Here is a 26397-nt window from a genome sequence, read left to right on the forward strand (position 1 = left end):
CCGGGCCATGAATATCGCAATCCAGGATATGAAAACCGCCGGCAAACTTGTCAGTGAATCACAAAAGGCGCTTCCTAATCTGGAACAATTGGCAACCCAGGGGCAAGAGGCTGCAAAAGCGATCGCAGAATTTGCTGCGAAAGCGTCCGAAGCATCTGTGTCTCTTGAACCGCGCCTAAAACAAAATCTGGCTGCATTGAATGAAACGGCGATCTCTGTTCTGCAAACCATCGAATGGATGCAGCAGACGGGCGTTTCATCTGAAGAAGTCCATACACGATTACAGGATGCTGGACAACTTGCCGGAACATCTGCAAAGATTGCGAAGCAGCTGTCCGGATTATTTAATAAGCTGGACACCGCGTTTCCTGGAACAGCAGCGCAAAGTGCAGCCGCAACCTTGAGCAGTATAAGTGATAAATGGACTGCCCTCCAAACGGGTATTGCGGCGGCTGATAAGGCTATTAGCGACAATTCTGATGCGGCGGCGAATCAGCTGAATGCCTTGAAACAACTAGCAGATGATGCCGCCAAATTATCCGGTGGATTGCTGAGCAATTACGATACTCAGATCGGACCACAAATTTCTGCAGGCTTACAAGATACGGAAAGTGCGGCCCATTCCATCGAGGGAGAGCTAAAACGGGCATTAAAAGCAGTTCCTGAGGTTAAGCAGCTCCTCCAGCATGCTGAATCCGGGCTTGCTGCAGGCAGCAAAGAAGCCGTTTCTGTTCAGAATCGGCTCCCGGAGGCTGAGCAGCATATTATAAATTTAGCCAGCCGGTTTCGCAGGCTGGATCAAGGAGGAGAATTACAAGAAATTATTGATCTGCTAAGGAACAATTTCGAGCTTGAGAGCCAGTTTTTCGCAGAACCGGTATTGCTGAAAGAAAACCGGTTATTCCCGATTCCGAATTACGGATCAGGTATGTCACCTTTCTTTACGACATTGTCCCTATGGGTAGGCGCTCTGCTCCTTGTGTCTCTGCTGAGTGTGGAAGTACCTCATGAAACCACCTATAGGAGCATAGAGATATATTTTGGCCGATTCCTTACCTTCCTGTCTGTAGCGATCCTTCAAGCACTGTTCGTCACGCTCGGCGATTTGTTTATTTTGAGAACCTATGTTGTGAATCCCCTGTGGTTTGTACTATTTGCTATCATGATCAGTATGGTATTCATGCTGATTGTATATACTCTCGTATCCGTCTTCGGCAACGTGGGAAAAGCAATGGCAATTGTCCTGCTGGTGATCCAGCTTGCAGGGGCTGGGGGGACGTTTCCGATCCAGATGACTCCGGTTTTCTTTCAAGTGCTTCACCCTTATCTTCCATTTACTTATGCCATCAGCATGATGCGAGAAGCTGTTGGAGGCATTTTATGGGATGTGGTGTACCGGGATCTGCTGATGTTACTGATCTTTGCGTCGGCGGCGGTTGCTGTCGGTATCGGACTTAAAGGTCCTCTTAACCGTGCAGGAGCTGGTCTGGTCCGCAAAGCTAAGGAATCCAAGCTGATTCACTGAATTCGTTGTGCAGACATGGTTTCGATGGCATATCCCTGGCATAACAAAGCAGGCCGCGCTGGGAACATTCCCATTCACGGCCTGCTTCATGTGATTTTTGATTTTTACGGATAACGGTTAAAGCTAAAATCACTCTTCATCTGCTCTGGCAGTAATTTTATTGTGCCACTCTTGATAGTGATGGACCGCAAGCCCGGCGAATGACTTGTGCTTCGATCCTAATTTAGCTGCTCGATTCGCCTCGCTCTTCATGGTTTTCTCACTTTTGTCATAGAAGGTTAAATGTTCCCCTTCCACCGTATCGGTCAGCTCCATACCGATCCAGACAAACTTCCCAAGCTCGTCTGCCTGTGCCAATTCTTCCTTGGATAACTCGTACATTTTCTCACCGTCATCCCGGTAAGACATAACGGCAACCGCATCCGTCTGCTCCAGCATCCAACGGCTGAAGTTGTCTGACCCTTGAGGTCCCGGAACAGAATCCAGCCAGAAAGGAACCGCTGCACTCACTAGAAGTCCTTGGCGTCTTGCCTCCTGTACCCAGACCTCCATATTGCTGCCCCATTCCTCTATAACCTTCTCCTGTTCACTTTCCCAGCGTTTTAGAATATAGGGCTCAACATCCAGTTGAATTCCTTGAAATCGTTCCTCTGGAGCCGAAGTCTTATTATATTCATCAAGCCAGTCCAGCAGTTGCAATCCTTCTTTATTTTGATCCGTATAAGCCCAGTCGGGTTCGCCGCCCAAGGCATGAACATCAATATTCGCCAAACGGGCAGAACGGATAAACAATCGATAGTCTTCAGCCGGAACGGCCTCCTGAATTTGCAGGAAAATGGTTGTGACCCCTTCTTCCCTGCCGAATTCCAGAATTTCGTCAATCTCGCTCCTAATGATTGAAGTATCCCACAGCCATGTCGCTTTATCCTGTTTCACAGGTGCAGATGGAAGAATAACAATAATCAGCAAAAGACTTATCAGTCCAGTAATGATATAAAATCTGACTTTTGCCGATATTTTCTTCATTCTTCTCCTCCATTTCCGCTTATACCAGTACTGCTTCTCCCGGTTCCGTCACATGCTGAACCGAGTGTCCAATTTTATATATATGCGGCTGAGCATAGGAGTTAAATGCATTTCTTGTATCCAGAATCGGCACGCCCAAAGAAGCGATCATGCTGTAATCCAGACTGCTGTGATTCGTAATAAGCACCATGCAGTCGTATTTGTTTCTGAACTGGTTAAGATCATATTCTACACTGTTGACGGTTGCTCCATTTTTATCAAGGAAGCTGTGAGCATGTGGGTCGTAGTATTCTACATTCGCTCCATTCTCTTTGAACTGCTCATATACTTCGAGCCCCGGTGATTCGCGCAAATCACTAATATCTGGTTTGTAAGCCATACCAAGGAGCAGGATATTCGAACGCTTAATCGATTTGGCATATTCATTAAGTATCGTAGCTGTCTTGCTTATTACATAGTAAGGCATATTGTCATTGGTCGACTGTGCCAGCTCGATAAATTTACTGTAGAAGCGGAAGCCTTTTGCCTTCCAGGACAGGTACATCGGATCAAGCGGAATGCAATGTCCACCGATACCGGGACCCGGATAGAAAGGCATATAGCCGAACGGCTTCGTAGCCGCCGCATCAATGACTTCCCATACATCAATTCCCATCCGGTCGCACATCATGGCCATTTCATTGACAAAGGCGATATTAACGCTTCGGAATGTGTTCTCAAGCAGCTTGGACATCTCCGCTACCTTTGGAGAACTAACTGGAACAACGGAATCCACATATTTTTTATACAAGGCAACACCCAATTTAAGGCAATCCTCGGTTGTACCTCCAATGACTTTGGGTGTATTCCGCGTATTAAATCGACTGTTTGAAGGATCGACACGCTCTGGAGAAAAGCATAGGAAGAAATCTTTGCCGGCTTCGTATCCAAGCGCTTCGATCTCGGACTGAATCAACTCTTCAGTTGTACCAGGATAGGTTGTACTCTCCAGCGTAATGAGCAGGCCCGGCTTCATGAAATGCTTAATCTCATCAACGACCTTTGTGATATAGGACGTATCCGGGTCTTGATTCTCACTCAAGGGAGTCGGAACACAGATGCTGATTGCATCAATTACGGCAATCATGCTGTAATCCGTCGTTGGCTTGAATCGGCCAGTTTGCACGCAGGCAGCCAGGTCTTCTGACGAAATATCGGAAATATATGAATCTCCGCGGTATATCCGATCGATTTTTTCCGGATCCAAATCGATGCCTACGACCGTAAATCCTTGCTTAACCATCTCCACAGCAAGAGGTAGACCTACATATCCTAGCCCCACAACCCCGAGCACTGCTTTCTTCGTTTCAATTGCATTAAATAAAGTTTCGAATTTTTCATTCATAAATATCTACCTCCAACGGTGTATTGTCTATAGAAGCGTGTTAGCGTACGCGGTAAAACAATTATTTAATGAAGACAACGACGTATGCGGGCATCCAGCTCGACCGGAGAGAATGGCTTTGTAACATAATCATCCACTCCGTTCTGGAAGCACTGGCTGATCGTCTGCTCCACACGTTTCTCGGTTAATACGACAATCTTAGGGTTGACATCAAGCTGTTGAATATGATGAATAAACGGAAGACCATCAATACCGTATAAATTCAGCTCTGTCAGGACCAAATCAGGCTCCCATTTCGGAATCAATTCCAGTGCTTCCAATCCGTCCACCGCTTCAAGGGTTTCATACCCTTGCATGGCCAGGCGAATCTGTAAGAACTCACGAATTGTAGTGTCATGATCGACTATGAGGATGCGGCTCGTATCCGCCCCCGCTTCGTCTTCACTAAAGATCTGAATATCCTGCGTGGTGCTTAAACGAGCCGATTCTGCCATCTTCCTAATCGCCTGGGGAGATGAGGCATGAGGGCCCGCCGAAAGTGTAATTCTCGGATCCGAATTCTCGTTCATTTCAAGCAGAAGCTGCTTGAGCAGCAGCGCCTGGTAATGAGCTGCATCAAGCGTGAGACCTGGAAGAATAACTGCAAGTGTCTTGGTGACAGGGTCCTTCCGGACCTCACCATGAACACCGGACATTGGATTAAAGAATCCCTTTACCATATCCTCGAGACCCGGGGACTCTCCGGCGCAGTATAGAAACAGGAGTGAACACGTCCCTCTCGGTTCTTTACGTACTTCCTGTTCCAATAAATGATACAGCTCCGTGCCGGGCTCTCTTTGCAATATTGCGGTTTGAGACATGATCAATTCCACCTTTCTTCCATTTAATAATGTTTAAAAAAATCAGACGGACCTGGTTGTCAGGCAGCCTCGTTCTTGTCTTTCCAGCTCTGTCTAGTCATCGTTCCCCATGTGTTGTTGTTTCGCATGTATTGAATATGACCCTGTACTCTCCACAACACACCCAATTGGTGATATCCTACAAATTTGAGTGCTGAGAAGAAGAGCATTTTGACCAGATCGGACAACTTGCTGTATCTCTTGAAGGCAATCTCCTCCAATAGAAGCGCACCCACACTGAGCAAATATCCACTCAGAAAGTTCACAAGTCCGAATACAATCAAAATTTTCCAACTTGTCATATCCAGCAAAACATATCCTAACAGAGCCAGCAGGCCCGTGATTCTAAAGTAAGGGTTAAGTGCTTCAAAAATAACGTTATACGGCATCGTTAAGAGTCCCATGATCTTGTACTTGGGATTGAATACCATGTCGCGATTTTCAATCATATTTTTGAGGTTTCCACGTCCCCAGCGCTTTCGCTGATTGGACAATATATGATAGCTGTCCGGTGCTTGAGTCCAGCAGACGGCTTCCGGGCAAAAGGCAATGCGATAAGGAAGCTTATTCTCAAGCATATAACGGTGCAGCTTGATGATGATATTCATATCTTCACCGGGATAGCCGCCCCGGTAGCCTTCAACAGCAATCACATGGTCTTTTCTGAATAATCCAAACGCACCCGAAACGATAATGAGTCCATTAATCCGGCTCCATCCAATCCGTCCGCCCAGAAAAGCCTTTAAATACTCAATAGATTGGAACATTGGCCAGATCTGGCGCGGCAATGATACCTTCTTCACGGCACCGTTCTCAATAACACACCCGTTAGCAATACGCACATCTCCGCCAATGGCGACAGTTTCTTCTGGATTCTCCATATACATGCGTGCCATACGGATCAGAGCATCTTTCTCCAGCAATGAATCCGCATCAATGGAAGAGATAAGCGGATAGCGGGACAAATTGATACCAGCGTTTAATGAATCCGCCTTACCGCCATTCTCCTTATCGATAATGAACAAATGAGGAAACTGCTCATTGTGATAAACACCACGAACTTTTTTCGTATTAAGCTTCCCTCTAAACTCGGGATTTGGCACACGTTTAAGGTCATATTCATCGATCAAGACCTTCAATGTCTCATCTGAGGAGCCGTCATTGATGACGATTACCTCATACGTCGGATAGTTTAGAGTCATGAGACATCTAACATTTTCAATGATGGTCAGCTCCTCATTATAAGAAGGAACAAGGAGCGAGACCGATGGAACCAGTTCGGAGCCTGACAACGTGTTATATTTGGAATACGTTGCCCTTCTGAAAATATCTCCGATATTTCTGAAAGAAAACAATGATATTGCAAAATAGAGCACATTGACGAACATTACATAATAAATCGCTATCATCCCATAGGTGAGCAGGATATCTCTAAGCAGTGTAATCCCCTCCTACTCGTGCTATTTGTACGTTCCGTTTTTTCGGCTGAACTCCGAAATAACTTTCGTACAGCAGTTTTTTCTTGTTAAATGCAATCATTTGATCTACGGCATCATGGTTATTATCCTTACCCATAATAGCTTCTATTCGGTGGAGTGCCGTTTCCCTTGCGCCTCCGGTTCCATTTAGTGCTGCTTGACACAGAACCTCAAAGCCCTGCTCGCCCAGCAAGGATAAGCTTTCTGCACTAATATTGCGAACATGCCAATTCTCATCCTGAAGTGCAGCCTCCAGCAGCGGTATACTGCCTGCCGCATGCAGTTGACCGAGCGCCTTGGCTGCAGCCGCCCGCACTTCCCACTCCGCATCATTCATCAATTGCTTAATTGTCTCATCCTTCAATACCGGATTCGAACTAAGGTATAGCTTGACCGCTTCTGCCCGGACGTCTTTCTCTTCGGAGCCGACAAGACGGTCGAGTGCCGGAACAACCGCAGGTACGGCTTGCCCCCACATTGCAACCAGTGCTACTTTTACCAAATCCGGATTGGGATCATCCAGAAGCTTGCGCACCAGACTTGCCGAATCCAGCCTGGTTTCCAGCAGAATATTCGCAGCCATATGGTGAATAGGTTTCTTATAGGACAGAAGCTTTGATAGCATGGCACGAATCTGATCCGGCCGAGCTGCACTTTTCGAAATTGCACGGGCAATAATGATCGTCTGCGGCCCATACTTCGTCCGGTCAAGCAAGGTTTCCAAAGCCGGTACCGCTTCTTCTGCACGCATGCCTCCAAGTCGATAAGCCGCTTCTATTCGGCGGCCATAACGCATGCTGGAGAGTGCACGAATCTCGTCCTCTACAAAACCTGCTTCTTTACACAATTCAATCAGTTTCTTCCGCGCATCTCCTTTAAACTGCTCAATCCATTCTATAAATTTATCTTGGATAACCCGGCGCTCCAGCGGCTTGAGTTCTCCTGGTGGAAGCGCCAGCTTTACATCATCATGCAGATGAGCCTGAACGTATAAGAAATAATCCCGATGTTTCTCTGAATATTGTTCCATATGCTTCTGCTCAGCATTATATTTAATTTTCATTTGGAACAAGAGGATGATGCCGACTGCGATAAGGCCCAGACAAACATAGATGAATATATAAGCCAAGGCTAAGTTTGAAAACATATCCGATAGTTCCTCCTTTATGGTAAAGCTCTACTTTTCATTTCGAATATCAGGTATCTCTGTGAAATACTTCTGCATCGCATAGTAACTTTTCTTCAAACGTTCACTATACTTGACCGTCTCCCACGGCTTCCATGTATAAAAGGCACCGTTTTCCAGCTTCATCTCTTTGTTTCCTTGAGGATTAGAGACGGCTGAATTGGCTGCAGGTTTGCCCTTTGTCTGTACTGATTCTGACCGGTCCGAAATCCAAGGTAACAGGCGAATTCCTTCTGTCACTTTAGTATTAAAGGTTCTGCGATCATTCGGACTATAATCAATAACCTGCAGAGAACTTGGGTCTGCGAATCCAAGCAGCATCCATGGAATACGCATCTCTACAACTTTACCTTGGTACTGCCATGATGTAGTAGAGCTGAAATCCGAAGCCTCCGGATCACTAGATCCCCGTTTCAAGTAACCTACCGTTTCCTCTACAAATGGATGGGCAAAGCGGGTATCCGGCGGATTCATCAACAAGCTGATAGCGAGCTTCCATTCATTGAATGAGCTCTCTTTGCTTGATTTGCTATTTCCTTTCGAATCCTTGCTTTCCTCATCCTCATCAATCATCCAGTAACCGTTCTTTCCATAAAGCCGCTTATGGAAATCGTAAGTTGGCGCGATTTTGACCTGGGATTCGCTGCCTTTCCCCAGTTCAATGAGTGTCTCTAATCCGCCACCAGTAATTGTTCTGCCAGCAAGCTCCTTCTTCGGCAGCTCACCGCCATCAATCGTGTCTGCGCCGATGTAAAGCTTGGATTTCTTCGGATCAAATTCCTGATCCAGCTCCATCCCGATATAAAGATAAGCTTCATCGTGTGTCATCCGCATACCTTTTACACCAGAGTCATTGCCTTGCCAGTGAGTAACTTCCCCTTCAGGAAGCTCATCCCAATCTGCAAGATTCCCATCCATGACCAGCATTTCTTCCTTACCAGGCTGCATGGCAAGAACACCAAACATCTTTTCATTTGTCAGCACATTTAGCCAATAGGGCCGGCGATCAGGCGGAATCTCGAACGGCATGGTGTTCCAGGTCTTCTTGAACCATTCGTCCTGCCACATGAATAGAATGGCACCGGAATATCCTTCGTCATAGATGTCTTTCGTAAGGGATACATTAATTTCACCCTGTTCCTGCTCATCATGCCCGCCTTGATCCCGACCGCCTGGACCGTGGTGGGAAACACCAACTGATGAAGGTACACCATACTCTGTTACCATAATTGGCATATCGGTAAACTTCGCCTTTAATTTCCGCAGATAAGCCTTATAGGTGTTGTATCCACCCTGTCCATCTGAGATGGTCTGCAAGCTTTTGTCTGTGCGGAAAAAATCGGGGTAGTACGGATACACATGATAAGAGGCAAAATATCCAGCATCCCAATTCACCGGCTCAATATGTCTGGCATCTACGGAGACCATATCCTCCTCAAACAATGGTTCACCCGGATGCTTAAGAACATCAGTTGTCACCCAGTTCGTAAAAGTCATTGGATGCTGCCAGCCATATTTTTGCTCCTCAGCAGCTGCATAATCTAGGAGTCCGGCAAGCCAGCTCTCAAATGGGCTTGCTTCGGGTGCAGCGGAGAAATAGCTGCCTTTGTAAAGCTCAACATCCTTGTGTTTGCTATTTGTATTTTTGACCATGGAAGGGTCCCATTCGGTACCTATATGCCATGCCATCAAATACTTCCCTGCATTCGTTGTATATTTTCCACTCGATGCCCCGTACTTCTCTTCCACAGTGATATCTCCATACACAGCAGCTACGGCTTTTGAAATCTCGTCTTTAAACTGCTGGTGGATATCACCTAGATAAGCATCCTGCTGCTCGATCAGCTGCTCTTCCGGAGACCATATGCCCTGCATAAAGTAAAGCGGGTCTTCCCCTTTGTTCCGGTTATATTTCACGATTGCTGAATAAAACACCGGATTGTGTACGGTATACAGTCTTATAACATTAGCTCCCATATCGTCAATCTGTTTAAACCACCGGAGATAATCCTCCTCTGTGGCAGGCAGTTCTCCCGGAAAGTGACCCGGAACCGTTGCTCCTAGATTGACACCTTTAACAAATAGATCCTTCCACTGCTCGTTCTCATCGTATTGAAGAAAACTTGTACCCTCTGTTCTAAATTTCATTTTCTTTCCGTCTGTATCTGCAAACGTTGTTAGTGACGGCTTAAAATATCCAAAGATAGCAGCACCACCACAGAGCAGTACGACGGTAAGTATGCCGAGCAGCATCCATCGTTTTCTCTTTTTCATTGCTGTTTCAACTCACCTTCTCCTCTGTTATCCAAAATTCCCTCTGTGATGTTTCCCAGTTCGGCGAAAGCTACACAGGCAATTCTACGACCAGCGGCCTCCTCAGCGCTATGCAACCGATTTACCAACTTTTCAGATTGTCATAGTAGGCATAAAGATACAATCGGTTTTTTATTCTGCTTAAGACTCCTGATCGTCAATTTGAATCGAGTGAGAGGAGGGAAGCGCCCGCTTTATCACGCTTATATGACAGTCCGTGAAGACTCCATTTCTCGTTGACAGAAGCAGTATGAACTATGGATCAGCGTAAGAAAGCGATTCGTAGTTTTCTGAAAATTTTCTTAATCGAATAATTAAACGTCAAAAAATTGCTAAAGTTCCGGTCATTTTTACACGATTATCCAGAGTTATTACAAAATTGATACCAAAGTACGACATGTAAATCACCTTTTCCCCCGTCATTACGCGATTGTTAAAAAATGGGCTGTAACAACAAAATAAGAAGAGAGTCCCAGAGTGGGACCCTCTTCTTTATCCGTTAATTTCCATATGATTTAATAAGGTCAAAAGCACCTAATTTCAAGCTTTTCATCAAGAAATACTAACTTAAATTTTTTCGTAGTACATGGTCTAAAGTATCAAAAAATAGCAATAACGCGTCATATACAGAAACATTAGGTATATTAGGTATATTTTTCATGTTTCTTTTATGCTTTTCATACAACTACTTATGCTCATATACTCTTCTGCAAATTTTTGTTATGACCCCAAATCAGGCGTGTCGACCAGTTCGATTCGAGGCTCATCGGCATGATGCAGCTCGAGTATTATTACCTCATTTCGGCCTTTTTTAAGCAGCGGTGCTGGTAAATAGAGAGTTCGCTGCGGCCCTTGGTCCCAGTAACGCCCCAAATTAAATCCGTTAATCCAGACAACACCCTTGCCCCATCCATCCAATCGCACAAACGTATCGGCAAGCTCCTCAGCTTGGAATTCACCTTTATAGAACTTAGGACGGTCGTTTCTGGCAGTAGCCTTATCTACAATATCGTTAAATGTCAGGCCTAAGGTGTCTTTTAAAGGCAGCGGATAGATTGTCCAGTCAAACAGGAACTGATTATTTAACCTGACGCCTTCCGTAATCCCTTTAGGGTCCCAAAGCTTAGGCCCATAGTTGACTCGTCCCATATTCTCGACAACGATATCCAGCCTTGCCCCGCCTTTAGGTATTTGAAGCAGCAGACTCTGAGGATTCCATCGTTCTACCGTTCCTTGGTAAATACCGTCCAGATAGACCTGAGCACGGTCGCGGACTTCCTGTATAAATAAACTTCCACCTGTCCGTGGGCCTGAAATATGAGTTGAATAAACAATAAAGCCGTAGTTTTGACCAAGCTTCTCCATCGGGACCGGGGCAGCATGCTTTACAGGAGCAGATATCAGATCCAATTGATCAAGCAAATCCGCCTCGCCTGTCAATGTGATGATACCATAGCTTTTCTTCGGCAGAGGCGCCGGCATTTCCGGCAGCTCTGATTCATCTATCCCTTTATATTTAGCAATAATCCCTCGAACTGCTTGAAGTTTAGCTGTGGCGTCACCGCACTCTGACAGCGGAGAGTCATAGTCATAACTTGAAATCGTCGGCTCATAAATATCCTGATTATTTGCTCCATTATAGAAACCAAAATTCGTTCCCCCATGGAACATATAAAAGTTAACAGATGCACCTGCTTGAAGCATCTCATTAAATACCTCTGCAACATCCTCTGCATCACGAGTGTGATGCGGTTTCAGCCAATGATCAAACCATCCATTCCAGAATTCCATGCACATAAGCGGCTCGTCAGGGCGATACTCTCTTAATTTTTCAAATGCCACCCGCGGGTTCGATCCAAAATTAACGGTTGCAAGAACATCAGAAACCATTCCGCCTTGAAGCATGCCATCCTCAGGACCATCTGAGGTAAACAGCATCACATTCACACCTCGTCTAATAAGCCCTTCCTTCAAATAATTCAAATACTGATGATCATTGCCGTAACTGCCATACTCGTTCTCGATCTGAACGGCAATAACCGGACCGCCATTTGAGCTTAGAAGTGGAACAAGACGGGGAATCAGCTCATCATAATATCGGTCAACCTTCTCCAGATACAGCTTATCCATACATCTAACCTTCATATCCGGATAGCGAAGCAGCCAGGCTGGAAGTCCGCCGAACTCCCATTCCGCACAAATATACGGACTTGGTCTCAATATAACATGCAGTCCAACCTTTTCAGCGACACGAACGAACCCCTCTACATCCGCGAGACCGTCAAAGCAAAATTCCCCTTCTTCCGGTTCATGCAAATTCCACGGCAAATAAGTTTCAACCGTATTAAATCCACATGCTTTCAGCTTTAAAAGCCGATCTTCCCAATATTCCGGAACAACGCGAAAATAATGGATTGCACCTGAAATGATTTGCAGCGGCTTTCCTTCCCATTGAAATTGCTTGTTCGCTATAGATAACAGTGCCATTGCTTAACTCCCTCCTACTATTTTAATAACATGACCTTAATTCCCATTACGATTGTTTGTATTATCCACTTTTATCATCCGGGAAATGGAGACAACACTCAATCTCCAGATGGAGCATCTTCTATACCATTTGTGCCAATGATTCCATTCACAAGGCAAATTAACATGTTATGATAACCGTATTAGAACTGGAATTTTAATTTTGCGCTAACTATGAAGGAGATTTCCATGAGTTATTTGTACGAATTCCCTTATTTAATTAATACTTTACAAGTATCAGGCTGCCATTTCGGTATCCATCCTCCCGGCTGGAGTTATCCAAGGCATCACCATCATTTGTTTGAGTTACTCTGTTGTCTTGAAGGTGACGTCGTCCAAATTATGAATCGTGATCAGCTTACATTGCATCCGGGTGACTGGCTGCTTATTAAATCTGGGGTCAGACATCAATCCATCAATGCTTCGAGCTCGCCATACGGCTATTTCAATGTTCACTTTGACCTTGATGTTCCTGAGATTCGCAGTATGCTGGCAAGCGCTCCTTATCGGTACATTCCTCAACAAGTCGCAGATCGGACAAAACTCAGTACTTATATCAACGAGCTGGAAGGCATTCTTCGGCGTAACCATATAAAGACAGATACAGAGGCAATACCAGAGGAGATCGAAGATACAGCTCACAGCTTCCGCTTTGAAGACAAGCTGCTGCTGCAATCCTATACCCTGCTCATCATTCATGATGTGCTGTCTTTACTGCGTGAACTGCCTGCACCTCATATGACACCCACAAGGGAAGGTCCCTTACAGGCAACAGAAATTGCACATACAATTGAAGAAATGTTATCCCGGGGCTTAGATGATGAAATGTCCGTAAACAGAGTAGCCAAGGAACTGAATTTAAGTCGCAGCCAGTGCAGTAAGCTATTCTCCAAGGTGTATGGACTCTCTCCAAGACAATATGTAAGTCGTCAAAAACTCAATGCTGCCAAGGAACTGCTCGTAACCACGAATCTCCCGGTCAGTGCAATTGCCGAAAAGCTCGGTTTTCACTCTGCAAGTCATTTCTCCAGACAATTCCGGCGCTGGACCGGTCAATCACCAACTGAATACAAGCCCAAGCAATGATTAACTGTTCACCCTGAACATATAAAAGAGCACCACTCTTCTCAACTTACCTTAGAGAATAGTGGCGCTTTTTTATATTCTTATTTATTTAGTTACAGGGTAAAGATCAAAATCTTTAATGCTTTCACCTGTTCTGCCTGCCTCGAACACCGCTTCAATGATATTCAGCACTCGCAGCACTTCCTCATTCTTTACAATCGGCTCTGCACTACCTTCAATCACAGCTGCAAAGTTATCGAAGAAGCTGCTTGGCTGACGGTACGGAGCAGGAAGTGCCTCTGTAATGGTAGCCTCCTCCGAAGGCGGAGCCATCGTCTTGGTCAATCCGACTCCGGCTTGGATCGGCTTCGGCTCGACTTTCACCGCATCCTGGTTTCTGCTAACGACTCGGCCATTTAACGACCAGTCTTCAATAACTCCTGTTCCTTCTGTTCCTTTGACATACCAGCGAGGCAGGGTAATGAAATTCGTGGTTCCTACTTCGATTACCGCAGATACGCCATTCTCGAATTGCAGATAAGCTTCAAATCCATCATCCACACCATCGCCCAAAATATAGCTTAACCGGCTGCTCAGACTTGTAATTTTGCTGTCCACCATGAAGATAATCTGGTCCAGCAAATGCACACCCCAGTCCAGAAGCATACCTCCGCCGTATTCCTCAAGGTGGCGCCAGTCGCCTGGAATACCGTTAGCGCCGTGCACTCTCGATTCAATACGGAAGAGCTCACCAATGGTCTTCTCATTATACATTTGCTTGATGATCAAGAAGTCCTCGTCCCAGCGGCGGTTTTGGTGAACCATCAGAACCTTGCCTGCTTCATCGGCAGCAGCGAGCATTTCTTGAAAATCACTTACGGAAAGGGTGACCGGCTTTTCACAGATGACATGCTTGCCTGCCTTAAATGCCCGGATTGCCAAATCCTTATGCACATCGTTAGGAGTCGCAATAAGAACCACCTCTACCGATGGGTCACTTAAAACAGCTTCATAGCTGTCATAAGAAAAATACCCTGCTTCCACAGATGCCTTGCGCCGTTCTTCCAAAACATCATACGTTCCCGTCACTTCAACATGTTGGTTGTCTTTCATCAGTTTAGCATGGTAGCTTCCCATTCCTCCAAAGCCTACAATGACCACTGAGTGTTTCGTTGACATGGATACACAGCTCCTTTACGCTACAACAGCATCTTAAATGAATTTCCAAAGCTTTATGGTGCGTGGAAAGACTTTCCTTATTATTAACCTTATTTTGCTTGATTCATATACACTGCTTTTCCTGTATTGGCAGATTCATATATCGCTTCCAGGATTTCAGAAACCACACATGCTTGTTCCGGGGTTACAACCGGCTCTAAATCCTGATCCACTGCTTCAATCCATTTTCTCATTTCAATATCGGCATCGCTTTCGGAATGACCTGAATAAAATGCAACGCCGCCCGATTTCAAGTCAACCTCCTGTGTGTACAATCGGCTGAACTGTTCTCCGTTTATTCGCAGACCGCCCTTCATATCTGCACCGGCTTTCGTGCCGCTAAGGCTGCATTTCGCTTCATCTACTTCCAGAGAATTGAGTGCCCAGCTGGCTTCAAGCATAATTGTTGCTCCATTTTCCATAACAATCATGCCGAAAGCTGAATCTTCAACGGTGAATTTTTCCGGGTCCCATGGTCCCCAGGCATTTGCTGCATTCTCGTTTTTAGCGAGCTCGTGATATTTAGTTCCCAAAACGACTTTCGGTTTATAATTATTCATCATCCACAATGTTAAATCAAGTGCATGAGTTCCGATATCAATGAGCGGACCACCGCCCTGCTTCTCTTCATCCAGGAACACGCCCCATGTTGGTACCGCTCTTCTGCGAATGGCGTGGGCCTTTGCATAATAAATATCGCCCAGTTCCCCGGCTTCGCATACCTGTTTCAGGTGCCAGCTGTCAGGTCTATAACGGTTGTTGTATCCGATGGTCAGCTTTTTACCTGTTCTCTTGGCTGCTTCAACCATGCTTCTGGCTTCTGCTGCCGTTTTAGCCATCGGCTTTTCACACATAACATGCTTACCGGCTTCCAGTGAAGCAATGGAAATGGAAGCATGAGCATCATTCGGGGTAAGTACATGAACGATATCAATGGTGCTGTCTTTAAGAAGCTCCGTATAATCCGTATAAACTGCTGCCCCTTCAATACCGAATTTTGCAGCTGCTTCTTCGGCACGGCTCTCAATAATATCACAAAAAGCTACGAGCTGTACGTTCTTCAGCTTGCTCAGGCTCGGTAAATGCTTACCGTTCGCAATTCCTCCACACCCGATAATACCTATACGATATACTTTACTCATTGTTAGTCACCTTCACTTTTCATAAGTTTATTGTTGGCCTTTCGATAAACGCCAGGCGTCATTCCCAGTCGCTTGCGGAATACAGCATGCAGATAATTTGCATTCGTAAACCCTTCCATCAGAGCGATTTGCTCAATGGGCATCGTGCTTTCCGCCAAGAGCCGGCAAACCGCCTCTACCCGAATATCCTCCAATATCCTGCTAAAGGAACTGTCCGGATTCATATGCTTGATCACACGCTGCAGCTGCCTTGGACTAATGTTAAGCTTCTCTGCTACATTCTCAATCGTCAGACTCGCCTGGTAGTTGGCTTTCATAAAATGAATGGCATATTGGTACCGATAAGAGAGCATATCCCGAACGGGTGCTTCCGCTCGAATTCCCTCAGAATCGTAAGCTCTTACAGCTTTAACTAAAATACTAATTACAAGATTCTTGATGGACGTATAATAGCCTGCAAGTTTCCCATCACATACCTGATAGGCTTCCAGAAAACAATTCATCGCCTTGTGAGAGTCGTAATTTGGGATAAGCGGAAGCTGTCTTAGTTTCCCGATGCATTCCTCCGCTTCGGCTGCTTCCCAAGGGTCAATATCACAATCTTGTTTCTCCGAAATATTCACATGCAAGCAGAGCTCACTCATAGGCTCCTTGGCATCTGCCTCCTGATAATGCATGACGCCGGGACCCGTTAAATAGAACATTCCTTGGGATAAGGAATAGGCCTGATCTTCAAGAATTACCCGTCCCTTACCTCTTGGAATGAAGTGAAACTCAAATTCGGAATGGTTATGAAAATCTATCACTTTTCCAGGAGAAAACTGAGTCAGGTGAAACCTGAGTACATGAATCTCATACCGTCCCCAATTGATTCGAATATCCAGCCTTTCGAGCATATCCTGCTTCTCAATCATGATACCGTAAGGAAAGACATTACTTCGTTTTAACTCTTCCATTGGTTAAGCTTTCAGTTCATCCAGTTTAACTATCCGTCCTTCTGCTGCGGAACGATTAGCTGCTTCCATTAAGCGGGAAAGCTCAACGGCCATAGCAATGTTCTCGTCAGCTGTTGTGTCGTTCAGGATGTGGTGCACCCACTGATGGAATGCGCTCTCACGATGATCGTGCAATGGAACCTCTGTCCACTCCGAATTAGAGCCTTCCAATAGATTCGTCTTCAGCAAAAGCTTCTCTTCCGGTGTACCGAATAATAACGTCCCTTCTGTACCGTGAACTTCAATCGTAAACGGAGAGTGACTGTTTACAAAGCCTGCCTCGACCACACCAATGGCTTCGGATGCTGTATGCAGGGTTGCAACAGCATTGTCCTCTACCTCTTTACCTGTCACATAACTAAAGCAAGCGCTTACGCCAGTGATGTCTTCTCCAAGGAACAAGCGGGTCAAATACATCGGATGACAGCCAAGATCGATCAGCGCCCCGCCTCCGCACTGTTCTAAATTATAAAAATGCCCGGGAAGCCAGCCGGCAATCGCTCCACCATGGGAAAGACGAACTCGAACATATGTAATCCTGCCAAGCAGTCCCTGCTTCAGCACATTTTGTACAGCTAGTGTATAACCATCATTTAAACGGGGTAACGATACTGTCAGCTTAACGCCTTGTTTCTCGACCTCTGATACAATTTCATTGGTCTCAGCAAGTGTCGGCGCTACCACCTTCTCGGTAAAGATATGTTTGCCTGCCTTCGCTGCTGCTACCATTACCTCACGGTGCCTGTTTGTAGGCGCATCCACGATGACAGCATCCAGATCCTCCAGGGCAAGCATGTCATCCAGATTTTCAAAGAAAGGAACCTGCAGCTGCTCCGCTGCTTTTTTTCCGCGAACGGGATCTTCATCCCAGACAGCAACGATGTCTGTATCCTTATGCTCCTGTGCCTGTTTGGTGTAATCCCAAGCGTGAACGTGCCAGTAGCTGATTTTGCCGATCCTTATGCTCACTTCACATTACCTCCCAGTATATAACATCCTGACATCCACTTATAAAGGTACCACATTTTTCATCTTAATATTATAGAAGTATGCGACAAACGATATATAAAATTACGACATGCTTGTTTCTTTTTGCAAATAGAACTGTCCCGAAGTAATTTATCAGGATAAACAAAAGACCCTGGCCGTAAATACAATGATCTCGGGCTGGGTCATATGATGTCTACTTATTCACTTATTCACATTTTACTCAAAACATTTCAGCAGCGCCAGTGCCTCCTCATGCCCCGGCTCTATTGCTAGCGCTTCCCGCGTATAGGCTTGAGCTTCTTCATCTTCCCCTAATTCGTAACAGCATATAGCAAGGCAGTACAGAACCGTAGGCACGGGTTCATCTTCATCTGTTTCCACCGATGTCTGTAAGAAATACTTCGCATCCTCATACATATCCATCTCGAAGAATAGCAGACCGGCATCCATTGCCAGATCATAGCGCTGTTCCATCTCATAATACGAGGACCACATTATATATATACCTCGTTGAATATCCTGCAATTCTTCAATATTAGCTTCTGGGAGTAAAGTCGAGATTCGCTTCGTGCTCTGGATAAAAAACTCGGCATCATAACCGCCCAAACGCCAAAAGGACAGAATTTGTTGTAGTCCCATTGTCTCAAGGCGCGGGTCCACCCATTCTTTCATGCTAAAGAAATCATCAGGTCCAAAGCGCTCAATGCACTGACGGAATGCGAGTCTTGTGTTCGCATAACTCATAGGAGTGTCCAGCATGAATATGCAGCCTACATTAATATTTTTGTAATGATGAGCCGTGAATAATGTCAGCGCGCCTTTTTGTTCAAATACATGCTTCAGTGCGTGATAGTTAGCCGTAAATGAGAAGCTGCCATGCCGAATTAATTCAGGGGGGTCCGCGAATTTCCAATTCTCAATAAGGTGATCCCCTTTATCTGCCGTAAGGAGAAGAAAGCCTGCCTGAGACAATTGATTCAATCGCTCTAAGCATATGAGACCGGCTTGAGGAAACAGAACATGCGAATCTTCAAGCTCTTGCTGATAAAGGGCGATTACATCACGATAAGGATAATTATCTGCCTCATACTCTGGCGCCCGGCGGTGTTCATAATTTAATTTTAAAAGTCCTAATGCTTCAGAGGGTTTCATTGTCTCGGCTTCAACGGGTGTCTCAACAATTACATCACATTCATGAATTTTACCATCACCTATATAAAGCAGCTCCTGCGGAATCCCGTCGAAAAAATAATTAGCGATAATCAACAGTGGCTGCTTTAAATCTCCCGGGCGGATCACTGTATTGGATACAACCAAATGAAGCTCCGTGTCATTCACGGCATCAAACTTGGCAAAGTCCACCAGACCTTGCTGAATAAAGGGCTGCAGAGCAGGATGCTGACTCCAGGCGTTGACATTTTTAATAGGTAAGTCTGTCATTACATAACGGAAAGGAGGAATCGCAATTCCCGCATAATCTCTCAGTTCACACAATTTATGGAGTACGTGAAATGCAAAGCGGCCTGCACCCGCTCCCAGTTCAACAATAGTTACGGGCTCAGAGATTTCCCCTTTCTCCGCCTGATCGCGTAAAAATCCAAAAATCATTTCCGCATAAGCGGTAGCGATCATCGGGTTGCTTGTTATATATTGCGGAACCTGGTCATTATTCCATGCTTTCGTGCCTTCTTCTTCATAATATGCCCGCTGCAAGTCCCAAATGGGGGCATCGCTGAAGCGGTAACGTTGTTGTGTATATTCTGTCATTCGCGGTAAACCTGCTCTCTAAGTATATGGTTGGATAATCCTTAGAATTTTACCACATATACTGGCTGTACCCAAGTCAAGCCTCATTATACATAACTAGCTTTCCAGAATCATATCCTCCTTGCCGGTTTAAGCCTAAGAGATCATAGGGTTGGGTTAAAGATTTGCAAGACTTTTCGTGCTTCATTCATATTATTCGCTGGGGCAATTACTCATACAGTGCTGACAGGTTGTAATTAGATGATTATCTGCGATGATTCTCAAATTGAAATATTAACTTATGACCGTCATTTGTTGTATCGTCATACTTTTCTTGATATGAACCTGAAGTATATTGATTAATGGTTCTTCTCCAAAAAGATTGAGCTCTCTTATTCCCTTCACCGGGATTGGTCTGTAACTCCCATGTCCCTTTATGCTTGTCCAAAACTTGTACCGCTGCGGCTTCAGCTGCACCTTGACCACGGAACGGCCTTAACACAAAAAACTCGTTCATATAATAATCACTGCCATGAGGAGTGTAAGGCGGAGTTGCTACCAAGGCAAATCCTGCCGGAATATCATCTGCTCTAATTAAATACGGAAATAATATCGATTCTTTCTCCCACCAGATGTCAAAAACTTTGTTCTGTTCATGTAATGTTAATGTATCGCCGTCTTCATACACTCCATACTTATTCGGTTTCCATCCCCAAATTTCAGACAAATCATGAAGGTAGAGCGGATATAGGTTATTTATAATAAACTTCGTGGATTGATCTGTTAGTTCGATTGAAACGCTCAAATTTCTGTCCTCCTTTACTTCTTCTATTTAACTTTCTTTAGTATAATCCGTAATTTATCATTTGTATATTTCTTCCATTAAGCTCTGCTATTTGTTCACGTATTACCCGTGCTTGCTGACACGATGTCATTCAGCACCTTTATTTATTTTCACAAGCAAAAAAAGAAACCTTGAAAAGCATAGAGCCAATCAAGGTCTTTATACCCATATAGAAAAGTCGATCACCTATGGCTACCGAGCCTTCCGTTTGTTTTGTCCGCAGGAAGGCAGGTTAATAGAATGTACAACAAATTACTGAAGAGGATGGTGTAAAAATGAAGATGTTCTTAGTGAAAATGCTTGGCAACGGGGCCATTGTGGTCGGATTGCTGATGCTGCTGGGCGATGCTTCATTCATTGGTGCTCTAGGCACTGCCTTGGCATTGACCGTCATCGCTTATCTGCTCGGAGATCTTGTTGTCTTGCCGAAAACCAATAATATGATTGCGACCGCGGTGGATGCGGTACTGGCTTTCGTCCTCCTATGGGGAGTTTCAAGCAATGCCGACTGGAATATCAGCATGGGAGACCTGCTGATCATCACATTGGCTCTTGGCGTGTTTGAATATATTTTTCATGAAATGCTGTATCGTACTGATTACCATAGAGGAAAGCGCAAGATTGAAACCTAAGTTAAGGAATAAGTCTGAAAAGGGCTGGGGAAGAAAGAGACGGGATGCGATGGCATCTCGTCCTTTTTTGATATACACATGAAGAAGGCCTATTTCCTGCGGAGCCCAGGAGAATAGGTCTTAAGTTTTATGGAAGAATTAAGCTTATTTGGCAATAGCGTTAACGATCAGTGATGTTAGGCAGCAGTCCCGAGACTTCAAGATGGACGCCTTCAGCTTCAATTTTTTTACCAAAATTATCTTATACCCTTTAATTCCGCTTATACTCTTTAATTCCGCTTAGTTTCTTCCCCATAAAAAAACACCTCACCTGGTTACGGCAAGGTATTGTTCTCATGATTCTTGATCATAAACCACTTCGGTTCCTGCAATTAGATCATGTAAAGCACGCTTGTCCTTACGAATGCTGACCATAATAATGCTTGCAATCAATCCGATTCCAATGGTAAATACGTATACCATTCCTCCTACAATATTACGCAGGAACATGGTTACAAGGGTGGGGGGCATCCGATCTTGTACCTTTCGGATACGAATTTTGCATATGCGTTTCCCTACAGTATAGCCATTCCAATATACAGGCAGCAGCAGTGAATATAACACGCTCAGGACATCAATAATTATGAGTTCCCGCTCCGTGCCGCCGGTCATTAGAAAAGTAAGAATACTTGATGGAATTCCAATGATAAAGCCATCCAGCAATAGAGCTCCGACTCTGATCCAAATTCCTGCTGCTTTACTCGCGATCGTCACCCACTCCAGTCATCATTCAAAGATTGCTTGTGTCTCGTTAGTATTTTCAGAATTCCTCCATATTATCCATCTACGCTAAGCCCACCCCCGCTCATAAAAAAAGGATTAGGACACTCCTGTCCCAATCCTTCCTAACTTATTGAAATTCTTTTATTTGTCGTATCGGAATATACAGATCAACCTTTGCTTTTCCTTCAGGGTCATCAGCAGGATTATTCATGCAGAATTCAAGACAATGCCTGTCATCCGGTTCATAATCACTGTTCGGCAGCCACTGTCCGTAAACACTGTGATAAGTGAGCGCCAATTTATCAACGGTATCATAGAATGAATACAGCCCATAAAGCCCACCTGGCAGTTTCTTGTACTGGATCTCTGTCTCAGGCTCGTCCAGCTTATTAAAATTCTCGGGTAAGGTCACACAAGCATCATAACGGCAAGCATGCTCTTCTGTTGTACTTGGATCAACTAATGATATGCCTATAAAATACTGTGCCGGAGGAAACAATTGATGTGTGCCTGCCCATTCCCCAAGCTTCCCCCATAGTCTCTCCAGGCTCAGCTTATTGGATAGATTCTCTTCGATATACTCAATTACTTTATTGATCCGGTCAGTATAGTTGTTCATAGGGGTATTAATCCTTTCGCAAAATCCTTAATTAGTCGCCCCAATACTTACTTCAAATCTTCTAATATTCCTTTGATCTCCGCTCTGGCATTTTCATCTATAACAAAATGACCTTTTGTACCTTGATCCGTAAACAAATTACCGCCATCAAGAATCCACAGATGGAGTTTTTTAATTGCTCCATTATTAAAGTAAATCTCTACAGAATAATCTGGCGGACCTATATCAAGTTGTCCTATATCATATGCCCCATCAGAAATGGCACTTATAAATATATTCATTTCTTGCTGTGTCAGAGTCAGAATTCGGTCGGGATCTTTCATGTCCTGGATTTCAATTGTATGAACATCCTCCGTGCGAATGCTGTTACGATCTCCCCAGGTATTTGAACTCTGGCTTTGTTCTTTAGTATTCTGGCATCCAGACAGTATAGTGACCAGCACCATACATATTAAAATCAGCTTATTCATGACCTTTTTCATAACCCCTCCAGTGGTGGATTTGCCTAATCTATAGGTTTAATAAACTCAACTCTATTTCCAAAAGGATCTCGAAATTCAAATCGTTCAAAACCAGGAATCGGTACCGAATCAAGGATTTCAATACCATTCTCTTGAAGCAGCTTCTCCATAGCCTTTAAATCTTTGACTTCATAAGCAAGATGGGCTTTGGTTAATAGACGATCGACTCCAGCTTCTGTTCCAATATGCAGCTGCTGGTCACCAACCTCAACCCACAATCCCCCCCTGCCGGTCAAAGATTCTGGCTTGGCGATTTCCTTCAGCTGCAATACTCCGCAATAGAAGCTTCTTGCCTCTTCTTCTTGACCCGTAGGTATCGTAATCTGGGCATGATGAAAACGACTAATCATTATAGAGACACTCCTTTCTATTTTTATTTGCATACACTCCTGGAAGTTATTTTGTCTTTGTTATGAGAAAATCGGGTCTTAATATTTATACCACACTTACAAAAGTGCTCCCTGCTAAATACAAACATACGATTGCCAACACCATAAACATCACAAAAATTGGTTTATTACTTCGAAATTTCACACTATATATTCCAAAAAAGAGAGCAGCAGCAAGCTTGGCAAGGCTCTGATAATACCCGTTGAAGCTTGAACTGCTGAAAACAACCGCGATCAGCAAGGTTAATACGATTAAAATTTTAAACCACAAGGGTTCACTTAAAAATAGCCTCCAAAACAATTTGATTCGCTCCATATTAGCCTCCCAATATAATGAGTTTGAATTTTAAGTTAATTTTCCCTTGGTCTTTCTTCTATTTTCTTTACTCTTAAACAGATACCTTATTCCTTTTCCCGCCATCGGTTCATCTGCATATCTTGGGAGAACATGCATATGCGCATGAAATACATGTTGTCCTCCGATCTCCCCGCAATTCCACCCCACGTTATATCCGTCAGGTTGGTATCTTTCATCCATATAACTTTTAACTTCCTGCAGCAATTGATAGGTAGCATTCCATTCATCTTGGGTAAGATCAAACACGGTTTCTCTATGTTGTCTTGGGACAATGATTCCAGACCCTTCAATGTCCTGCTCGTTTAACTGTAAAAACATGCAGTGCTCATTTTCCAAAATAATATTCTGGTCACTTCTTATCTCTGGTTTGCAATATTCACAAATATTCGTGTTCTACGCCCCCTAAATTTGTTCAGTATTAAGTTCAATCTAACAAAACAACCCAGCCTAAAGATTAGCTCTGATCTTAGGCTGGGTCTGTTGTTGTATAAATATTTTTTATGTATAAGCTGGAGACTCTTCGATTATTCCATAATAAACAAGGTCTTCGTATTGTCCGTTTTTTATCACATGTTCATGTAGACACCCTTCAAATTGCATACCTATTTTTTGCAAAACTCTTCCGGATGCAGGATTCGAGCCAAAGTGACGAGCAAACACCTTATGGTACTTCTTTTCCTTAAAAGCATAATCAAGCATCGCTTGTGCAGCCTCTGTGGCATACCCTTTTCCCCAGAATGCTTCTCCAATCCAATAAGCAATTTCTCCATGACGAAAGCTCTGGTTATTGGATAATCCTATGGCCCCGTATAATTGTCCGGTAGCCTTATCTGTGATCGCAAACTCGTATGATTTATTTTTCTGAAAGTTCGTCAGATGACTTGAGATCCAGGAGAGGGCATCTTGGACAGCGTATGGGTACGGAAGGTATAGTGTATTTTTATAAATATTATAGTTGTTGCAGAGCCTAGCAACCTCAGGAGCATCCGAAGAATGAAATAACCTTATGGCTAACCGGTCCGTAGTAATTGTTATATTCGAATTATCCTCAGTCACTTAAATCCCCCATCATCTGGTATCATAATCTCTTGGTTAAATAGAGCGCAACATCATCATCCATTACTGTCGTGTCGCCATGTTCGATATATTGGCGGCTGTTATAGATCCCCTTACCATCCGGAATATATCCTCGCTTTGCATATAGAATCTGTGCATTCCCATAGTCGGAAAATAACCCCACACCGATTCCAGCAATTTCAGACCGTTCTTTAATTCTTTTTTCTGCGCTGTCCATCAACGCCGAGCCCACACCAAGGCGCCGATAATTGATGAGTACGTTAAAATCATTTATTTCCGGAATTCCCTGTTCTCTAAAAGATGGATAATATGAACTCCATAAAATATTGACATACCCGGCGAACATATTATCCACTTCTGCAACTAACGAAACTCTCTCACTATTAGACTGTTCCTCAAAATACCTTAGATATAACTCTACAGGCTTATCCCATCCCTGTTCATAAAACGCTGCTGATATGAGTGAAGGATCTTGCTCATTTAATTCTCTAATACGGATTGTCATAGCATTTTGCCTGCTTTCGTAGTTGATTCTTAATTCTCTAACGAAATTTATAGTGTCGCCTTCTGATCATCTATCATTTCTTCTCCACCAGTCTTAAAATCTCCTTCAAGTTGTCTTTGAATAAAATATTCTACCATTATTTACAACACCCCTACTCTCGCTTTGAAATGCTAAATGTCATACTCATGTCCCCTGCTCCCTTGCTACTATAATTTTTGTAGAGAAAAGCAAAAGATTGAAATAATTTGAAATTATAGGAGGGTATTCATGAAAAGAAGTTTAACATTGGTTAGTTTAATTTTAATAATGTGTTTAGGCTTGACCGGCTGTAAAAGTTCGGATTATAACAAAGCAATAAAGTTTGAAGAATCTAAAGATTACTCTTCTGCTGCAGCAATTTACGAAGATCTTGGTGACTATAAAGACTCCGCAGATCGCCTCAAAAACTGTAACACTCTTATTAGTGCAATCGAAAAATATGATGCTGCTAAAAAAGATGTTGAAAAGAAAAACACAGAATTGGAAACCACTATTTCCACTGCCGAGGCACTCATTTCTAAAGGTGAAAAAGCATTAAATGAAAAACTTATACCAACATTAGAAACTGCGATATCCGAGACAAAATCCGTTAAATATAATATTCCTGCTAGGCCTGATGCAGCTGATGATATTGTTAAAGTTACTGAGGAATTAAACAATATTGACTACAGTGCCGCACAAAAAAATCTTACTAAAAAAACAAATGCTCTTGAGCATAGCATCAAACAGTATGCGTTAGTCAATGCTCCGACAGAAGCTTATGTTATACAGCGTTTGAAAAAAGTAAAAAATGTTGCCGATATTTCCGCTGTAACCGAAGAGAATGACCCTAACGGACAGCTTCATAAACCGGGGGGTTACACATCACAGGTCTATTTTTCAAGTAACCTTGTTAACCAAAGCGAGGTTTATGGAACAACCATCATTGACAAAGGTACCGATGCCGGAGGAAGTATTGAAGTTTATGCAACTGCCGAAGAAGCAAATAAACGAAAAGACTATCTTGCAAGTTTTGATGGTGGACTATTCGCATCAGGCTCACACACAGTTGTCGGCACCGTTTTGGTTCGCACTTCTAATGAGTTGACTGCTTCACAGCAAAAAAAATTAGAAGCAGATATTATAGCAGCTTTGACTTCAATAGAAGATTAAAATATA

Annotated in this window: 25 protein-coding genes; 4 read left to right on the top strand and 21 right to left on the bottom strand. The window is 44.0% G+C overall.

Going from position 1 to position 26397, the window contains the following annotated elements; all coding sequences use genetic code 11:
• Window positions 1–1525, top strand: a 1525-nt coding sequence (locus tag BN1234_RS04905; RefSeq protein WP_054955543.1) for a YhgE/Pip family protein, incomplete at its 5' end; no start/stop codon positions are given.
• Window positions 1526–1654: 129 nt separating this feature from the next.
• On the opposite strand, the gene BN1234_RS04910 is transcribed toward BN1234_RS04905, so the two are convergent.
• The 7 genes from BN1234_RS04910 to BN1234_RS04940 all read right to left on the bottom strand — a co-directional run bounded on the left by BN1234_RS04910 (window position 1655) and on the right by BN1234_RS04940 (window position 12298).
• Window positions 1655–2551: a hypothetical protein gene (locus BN1234_RS04910; protein WP_054955544.1), complete on the bottom strand. Its 897-nt coding sequence runs from the start codon at window positions 2549–2551 to the stop codon at window positions 1655–1657.
• Between the two features lie 19 nt (window positions 2552–2570).
• Entirely contained in the window at window positions 2571–3935 is a 1365-nt protein-coding gene (locus tag BN1234_RS04915; RefSeq protein ID WP_054955545.1) for a nucleotide sugar dehydrogenase, read from the bottom strand.
• Window positions 3936–4000: 65 nt separating this feature from the next.
• Window positions 4001–4795: a response regulator transcription factor gene (locus BN1234_RS04920; RefSeq protein WP_054955546.1), complete on the bottom strand. Its 795-nt coding sequence runs from the start codon at window positions 4793–4795 to the stop codon at window positions 4001–4003.
• 59 nt (window positions 4796–4854) lie between these two features.
• On the bottom strand, window positions 4855–6222 hold the full coding sequence (locus BN1234_RS04925; protein ID WP_170307988.1) for a glycosyltransferase family 2 protein: 1368 nt from the start codon (window positions 6220–6222) through the stop codon (window positions 4855–4857).
• Between the two features lie 43 nt (window positions 6223–6265).
• Window positions 6266–7459 carry a HEAT repeat domain-containing protein gene (locus BN1234_RS04930; RefSeq protein ID WP_054955547.1) on the bottom strand — a complete coding sequence of 398 codons (1194 nt, stop codon included), beginning with the start codon at window positions 7457–7459 and terminating at the stop codon, window positions 6266–6268.
• A gap of 30 nt (window positions 7460–7489) precedes the next feature.
• Window positions 7490–9772 (bottom strand): hypothetical protein, encoded by a 2283-nt coding sequence (locus BN1234_RS04935; protein WP_054955548.1) that lies wholly within the window; start codon window positions 9770–9772, stop codon window positions 7490–7492.
• 759 nt (window positions 9773–10531) lie between these two features.
• Window positions 10532–12298: a glycoside hydrolase family 35 protein gene (locus BN1234_RS04940; protein WP_054955549.1), complete on the bottom strand. Its 1767-nt coding sequence runs from the start codon at window positions 12296–12298 to the stop codon at window positions 10532–10534.
• Window positions 12299–12526: 228 nt separating this feature from the next.
• Here BN1234_RS04940 and BN1234_RS04945 point away from each other — a divergent pair, with 228 nt between their 5' ends.
• Window positions 12527–13423, top strand: a complete 897-nt coding sequence (locus BN1234_RS04945) for an AraC family transcriptional regulator (RefSeq protein WP_054955550.1) — start codon at window positions 12527–12529, stop codon at window positions 13421–13423.
• 84 nt (window positions 13424–13507) lie between these two features.
• Here the strand turns inward: BN1234_RS04945 and BN1234_RS04950 are convergent, their stop codons facing one another.
• The 6 genes from BN1234_RS04950 to BN1234_RS04975 all read right to left on the bottom strand — a co-directional run bounded on the left by BN1234_RS04950 (window position 13508) and on the right by BN1234_RS04975 (window position 20298).
• Window positions 13508–14581, bottom strand: coding sequence for a Gfo/Idh/MocA family protein (locus BN1234_RS04950; protein ID WP_054955551.1), 1074 nt, complete (start codon window positions 14579–14581; stop codon window positions 13508–13510).
• Window positions 14582–14670: 89 nt separating this feature from the next.
• Window positions 14671–15762 carry a Gfo/Idh/MocA family protein gene (locus tag BN1234_RS04955; RefSeq protein ID WP_054955552.1) on the bottom strand — a complete coding sequence of 364 codons (1092 nt, stop codon included), beginning with the start codon at window positions 15760–15762 and terminating at the stop codon, window positions 14671–14673.
• A gap of 2 nt (window positions 15763–15764) precedes the next feature.
• Window positions 15765–16718 carry an AraC family transcriptional regulator gene (locus BN1234_RS04960; protein WP_054955553.1) on the bottom strand — a complete coding sequence of 318 codons (954 nt, stop codon included), beginning with the start codon at window positions 16716–16718 and terminating at the stop codon, window positions 15765–15767.
• A 3-nt stretch (window positions 16719–16721) separates the two neighbouring features.
• On the bottom strand, window positions 16722–17726 hold the full coding sequence (locus BN1234_RS04965) for a Gfo/Idh/MocA family protein (RefSeq protein ID WP_054955554.1): 1005 nt from the start codon (window positions 17724–17726) through the stop codon (window positions 16722–16724).
• Window positions 17727–17963: 237 nt separating this feature from the next.
• Window positions 17964–19514 carry a tetratricopeptide repeat protein gene (locus BN1234_RS04970; RefSeq protein ID WP_054955555.1) on the bottom strand — a complete coding sequence of 517 codons (1551 nt, stop codon included), beginning with the start codon at window positions 19512–19514 and terminating at the stop codon, window positions 17964–17966.
• A 244-nt stretch (window positions 19515–19758) separates the two neighbouring features.
• Complete coding sequence (locus BN1234_RS04975; RefSeq protein ID WP_054955556.1) at window positions 19759–20298, bottom strand: GNAT family N-acetyltransferase; 540 nt, start codon at window positions 20296–20298, stop codon at window positions 19759–19761.
• 314 nt (window positions 20299–20612) lie between these two features.
• Here BN1234_RS04975 and BN1234_RS04980 point away from each other — a divergent pair, with 314 nt between their 5' ends.
• Window positions 20613–20969: a DUF2512 family protein gene (locus BN1234_RS04980; RefSeq protein WP_054955557.1), complete on the top strand. Its 357-nt coding sequence runs from the start codon at window positions 20613–20615 to the stop codon at window positions 20967–20969.
• 333 nt (window positions 20970–21302) lie between these two features.
• On the opposite strand, the gene BN1234_RS04985 is transcribed toward BN1234_RS04980, so the two are convergent.
• From BN1234_RS04985 to BN1234_RS05020, 8 genes are all read right to left on the bottom strand, one after another.
• Window positions 21303–21722 (bottom strand): RDD family protein, encoded by a 420-nt coding sequence (locus tag BN1234_RS04985; RefSeq protein ID WP_370733787.1) that lies wholly within the window; start codon window positions 21720–21722, stop codon window positions 21303–21305.
• 136 nt (window positions 21723–21858) lie between these two features.
• A complete protein-coding gene (locus tag BN1234_RS04990; protein WP_054955559.1) occupies window positions 21859–22350 on the bottom strand; it encodes an AraC family transcriptional regulator in 492 nt (163 codons plus the stop codon).
• 47 nt (window positions 22351–22397) lie between these two features.
• Window positions 22398–22832: a YhfM domain-containing protein gene (locus BN1234_RS04995; protein ID WP_054955560.1), complete on the bottom strand. Its 435-nt coding sequence runs from the start codon at window positions 22830–22832 to the stop codon at window positions 22398–22400.
• Window positions 22833–22855: 23 nt separating this feature from the next.
• On the bottom strand, window positions 22856–23221 hold the full coding sequence (locus BN1234_RS05000) for a VOC family protein (RefSeq protein WP_054955561.1): 366 nt from the start codon (window positions 23219–23221) through the stop codon (window positions 22856–22858).
• An 85-nt stretch (window positions 23222–23306) separates the two neighbouring features.
• A complete protein-coding gene (locus BN1234_RS05005; RefSeq protein ID WP_054955562.1) occupies window positions 23307–23576 on the bottom strand; it encodes a hypothetical protein in 270 nt (89 codons plus the stop codon).
• A 30-nt stretch (window positions 23577–23606) separates the two neighbouring features.
• Window positions 23607–24002, bottom strand: coding sequence for an HIT family protein (locus tag BN1234_RS05010; RefSeq protein ID WP_054955563.1), 396 nt, complete (start codon window positions 24000–24002; stop codon window positions 23607–23609).
• Between the two features lie 114 nt (window positions 24003–24116).
• Window positions 24117–24674, bottom strand: a complete 558-nt coding sequence (locus BN1234_RS05015; RefSeq protein WP_054955564.1) for a GNAT family N-acetyltransferase — start codon at window positions 24672–24674, stop codon at window positions 24117–24119.
• Between the two features lie 22 nt (window positions 24675–24696).
• Entirely contained in the window at window positions 24697–25200 is a 504-nt protein-coding gene (locus BN1234_RS05020; RefSeq protein ID WP_054955565.1) for a GNAT family N-acetyltransferase, read from the bottom strand.
• A gap of 267 nt (window positions 25201–25467) precedes the next feature.
• On the opposite strand from BN1234_RS05020, the gene BN1234_RS05025 reads away from it, so the two are divergent.
• Complete coding sequence (locus tag BN1234_RS05025; protein ID WP_211751793.1) at window positions 25468–26391, top strand: EbhA; 924 nt, start codon at window positions 25468–25470, stop codon at window positions 26389–26391.
• Window positions 26392–26397: the final 6 nt, after the last annotated feature.

Source organism: Paenibacillus dakarensis (assembly GCF_001373415.1).
Classification (GTDB): domain Bacteria; phylum Bacillota; class Bacilli; order Paenibacillales; family Paenibacillaceae; genus Paenibacillus_AQ; species Paenibacillus_AQ dakarensis.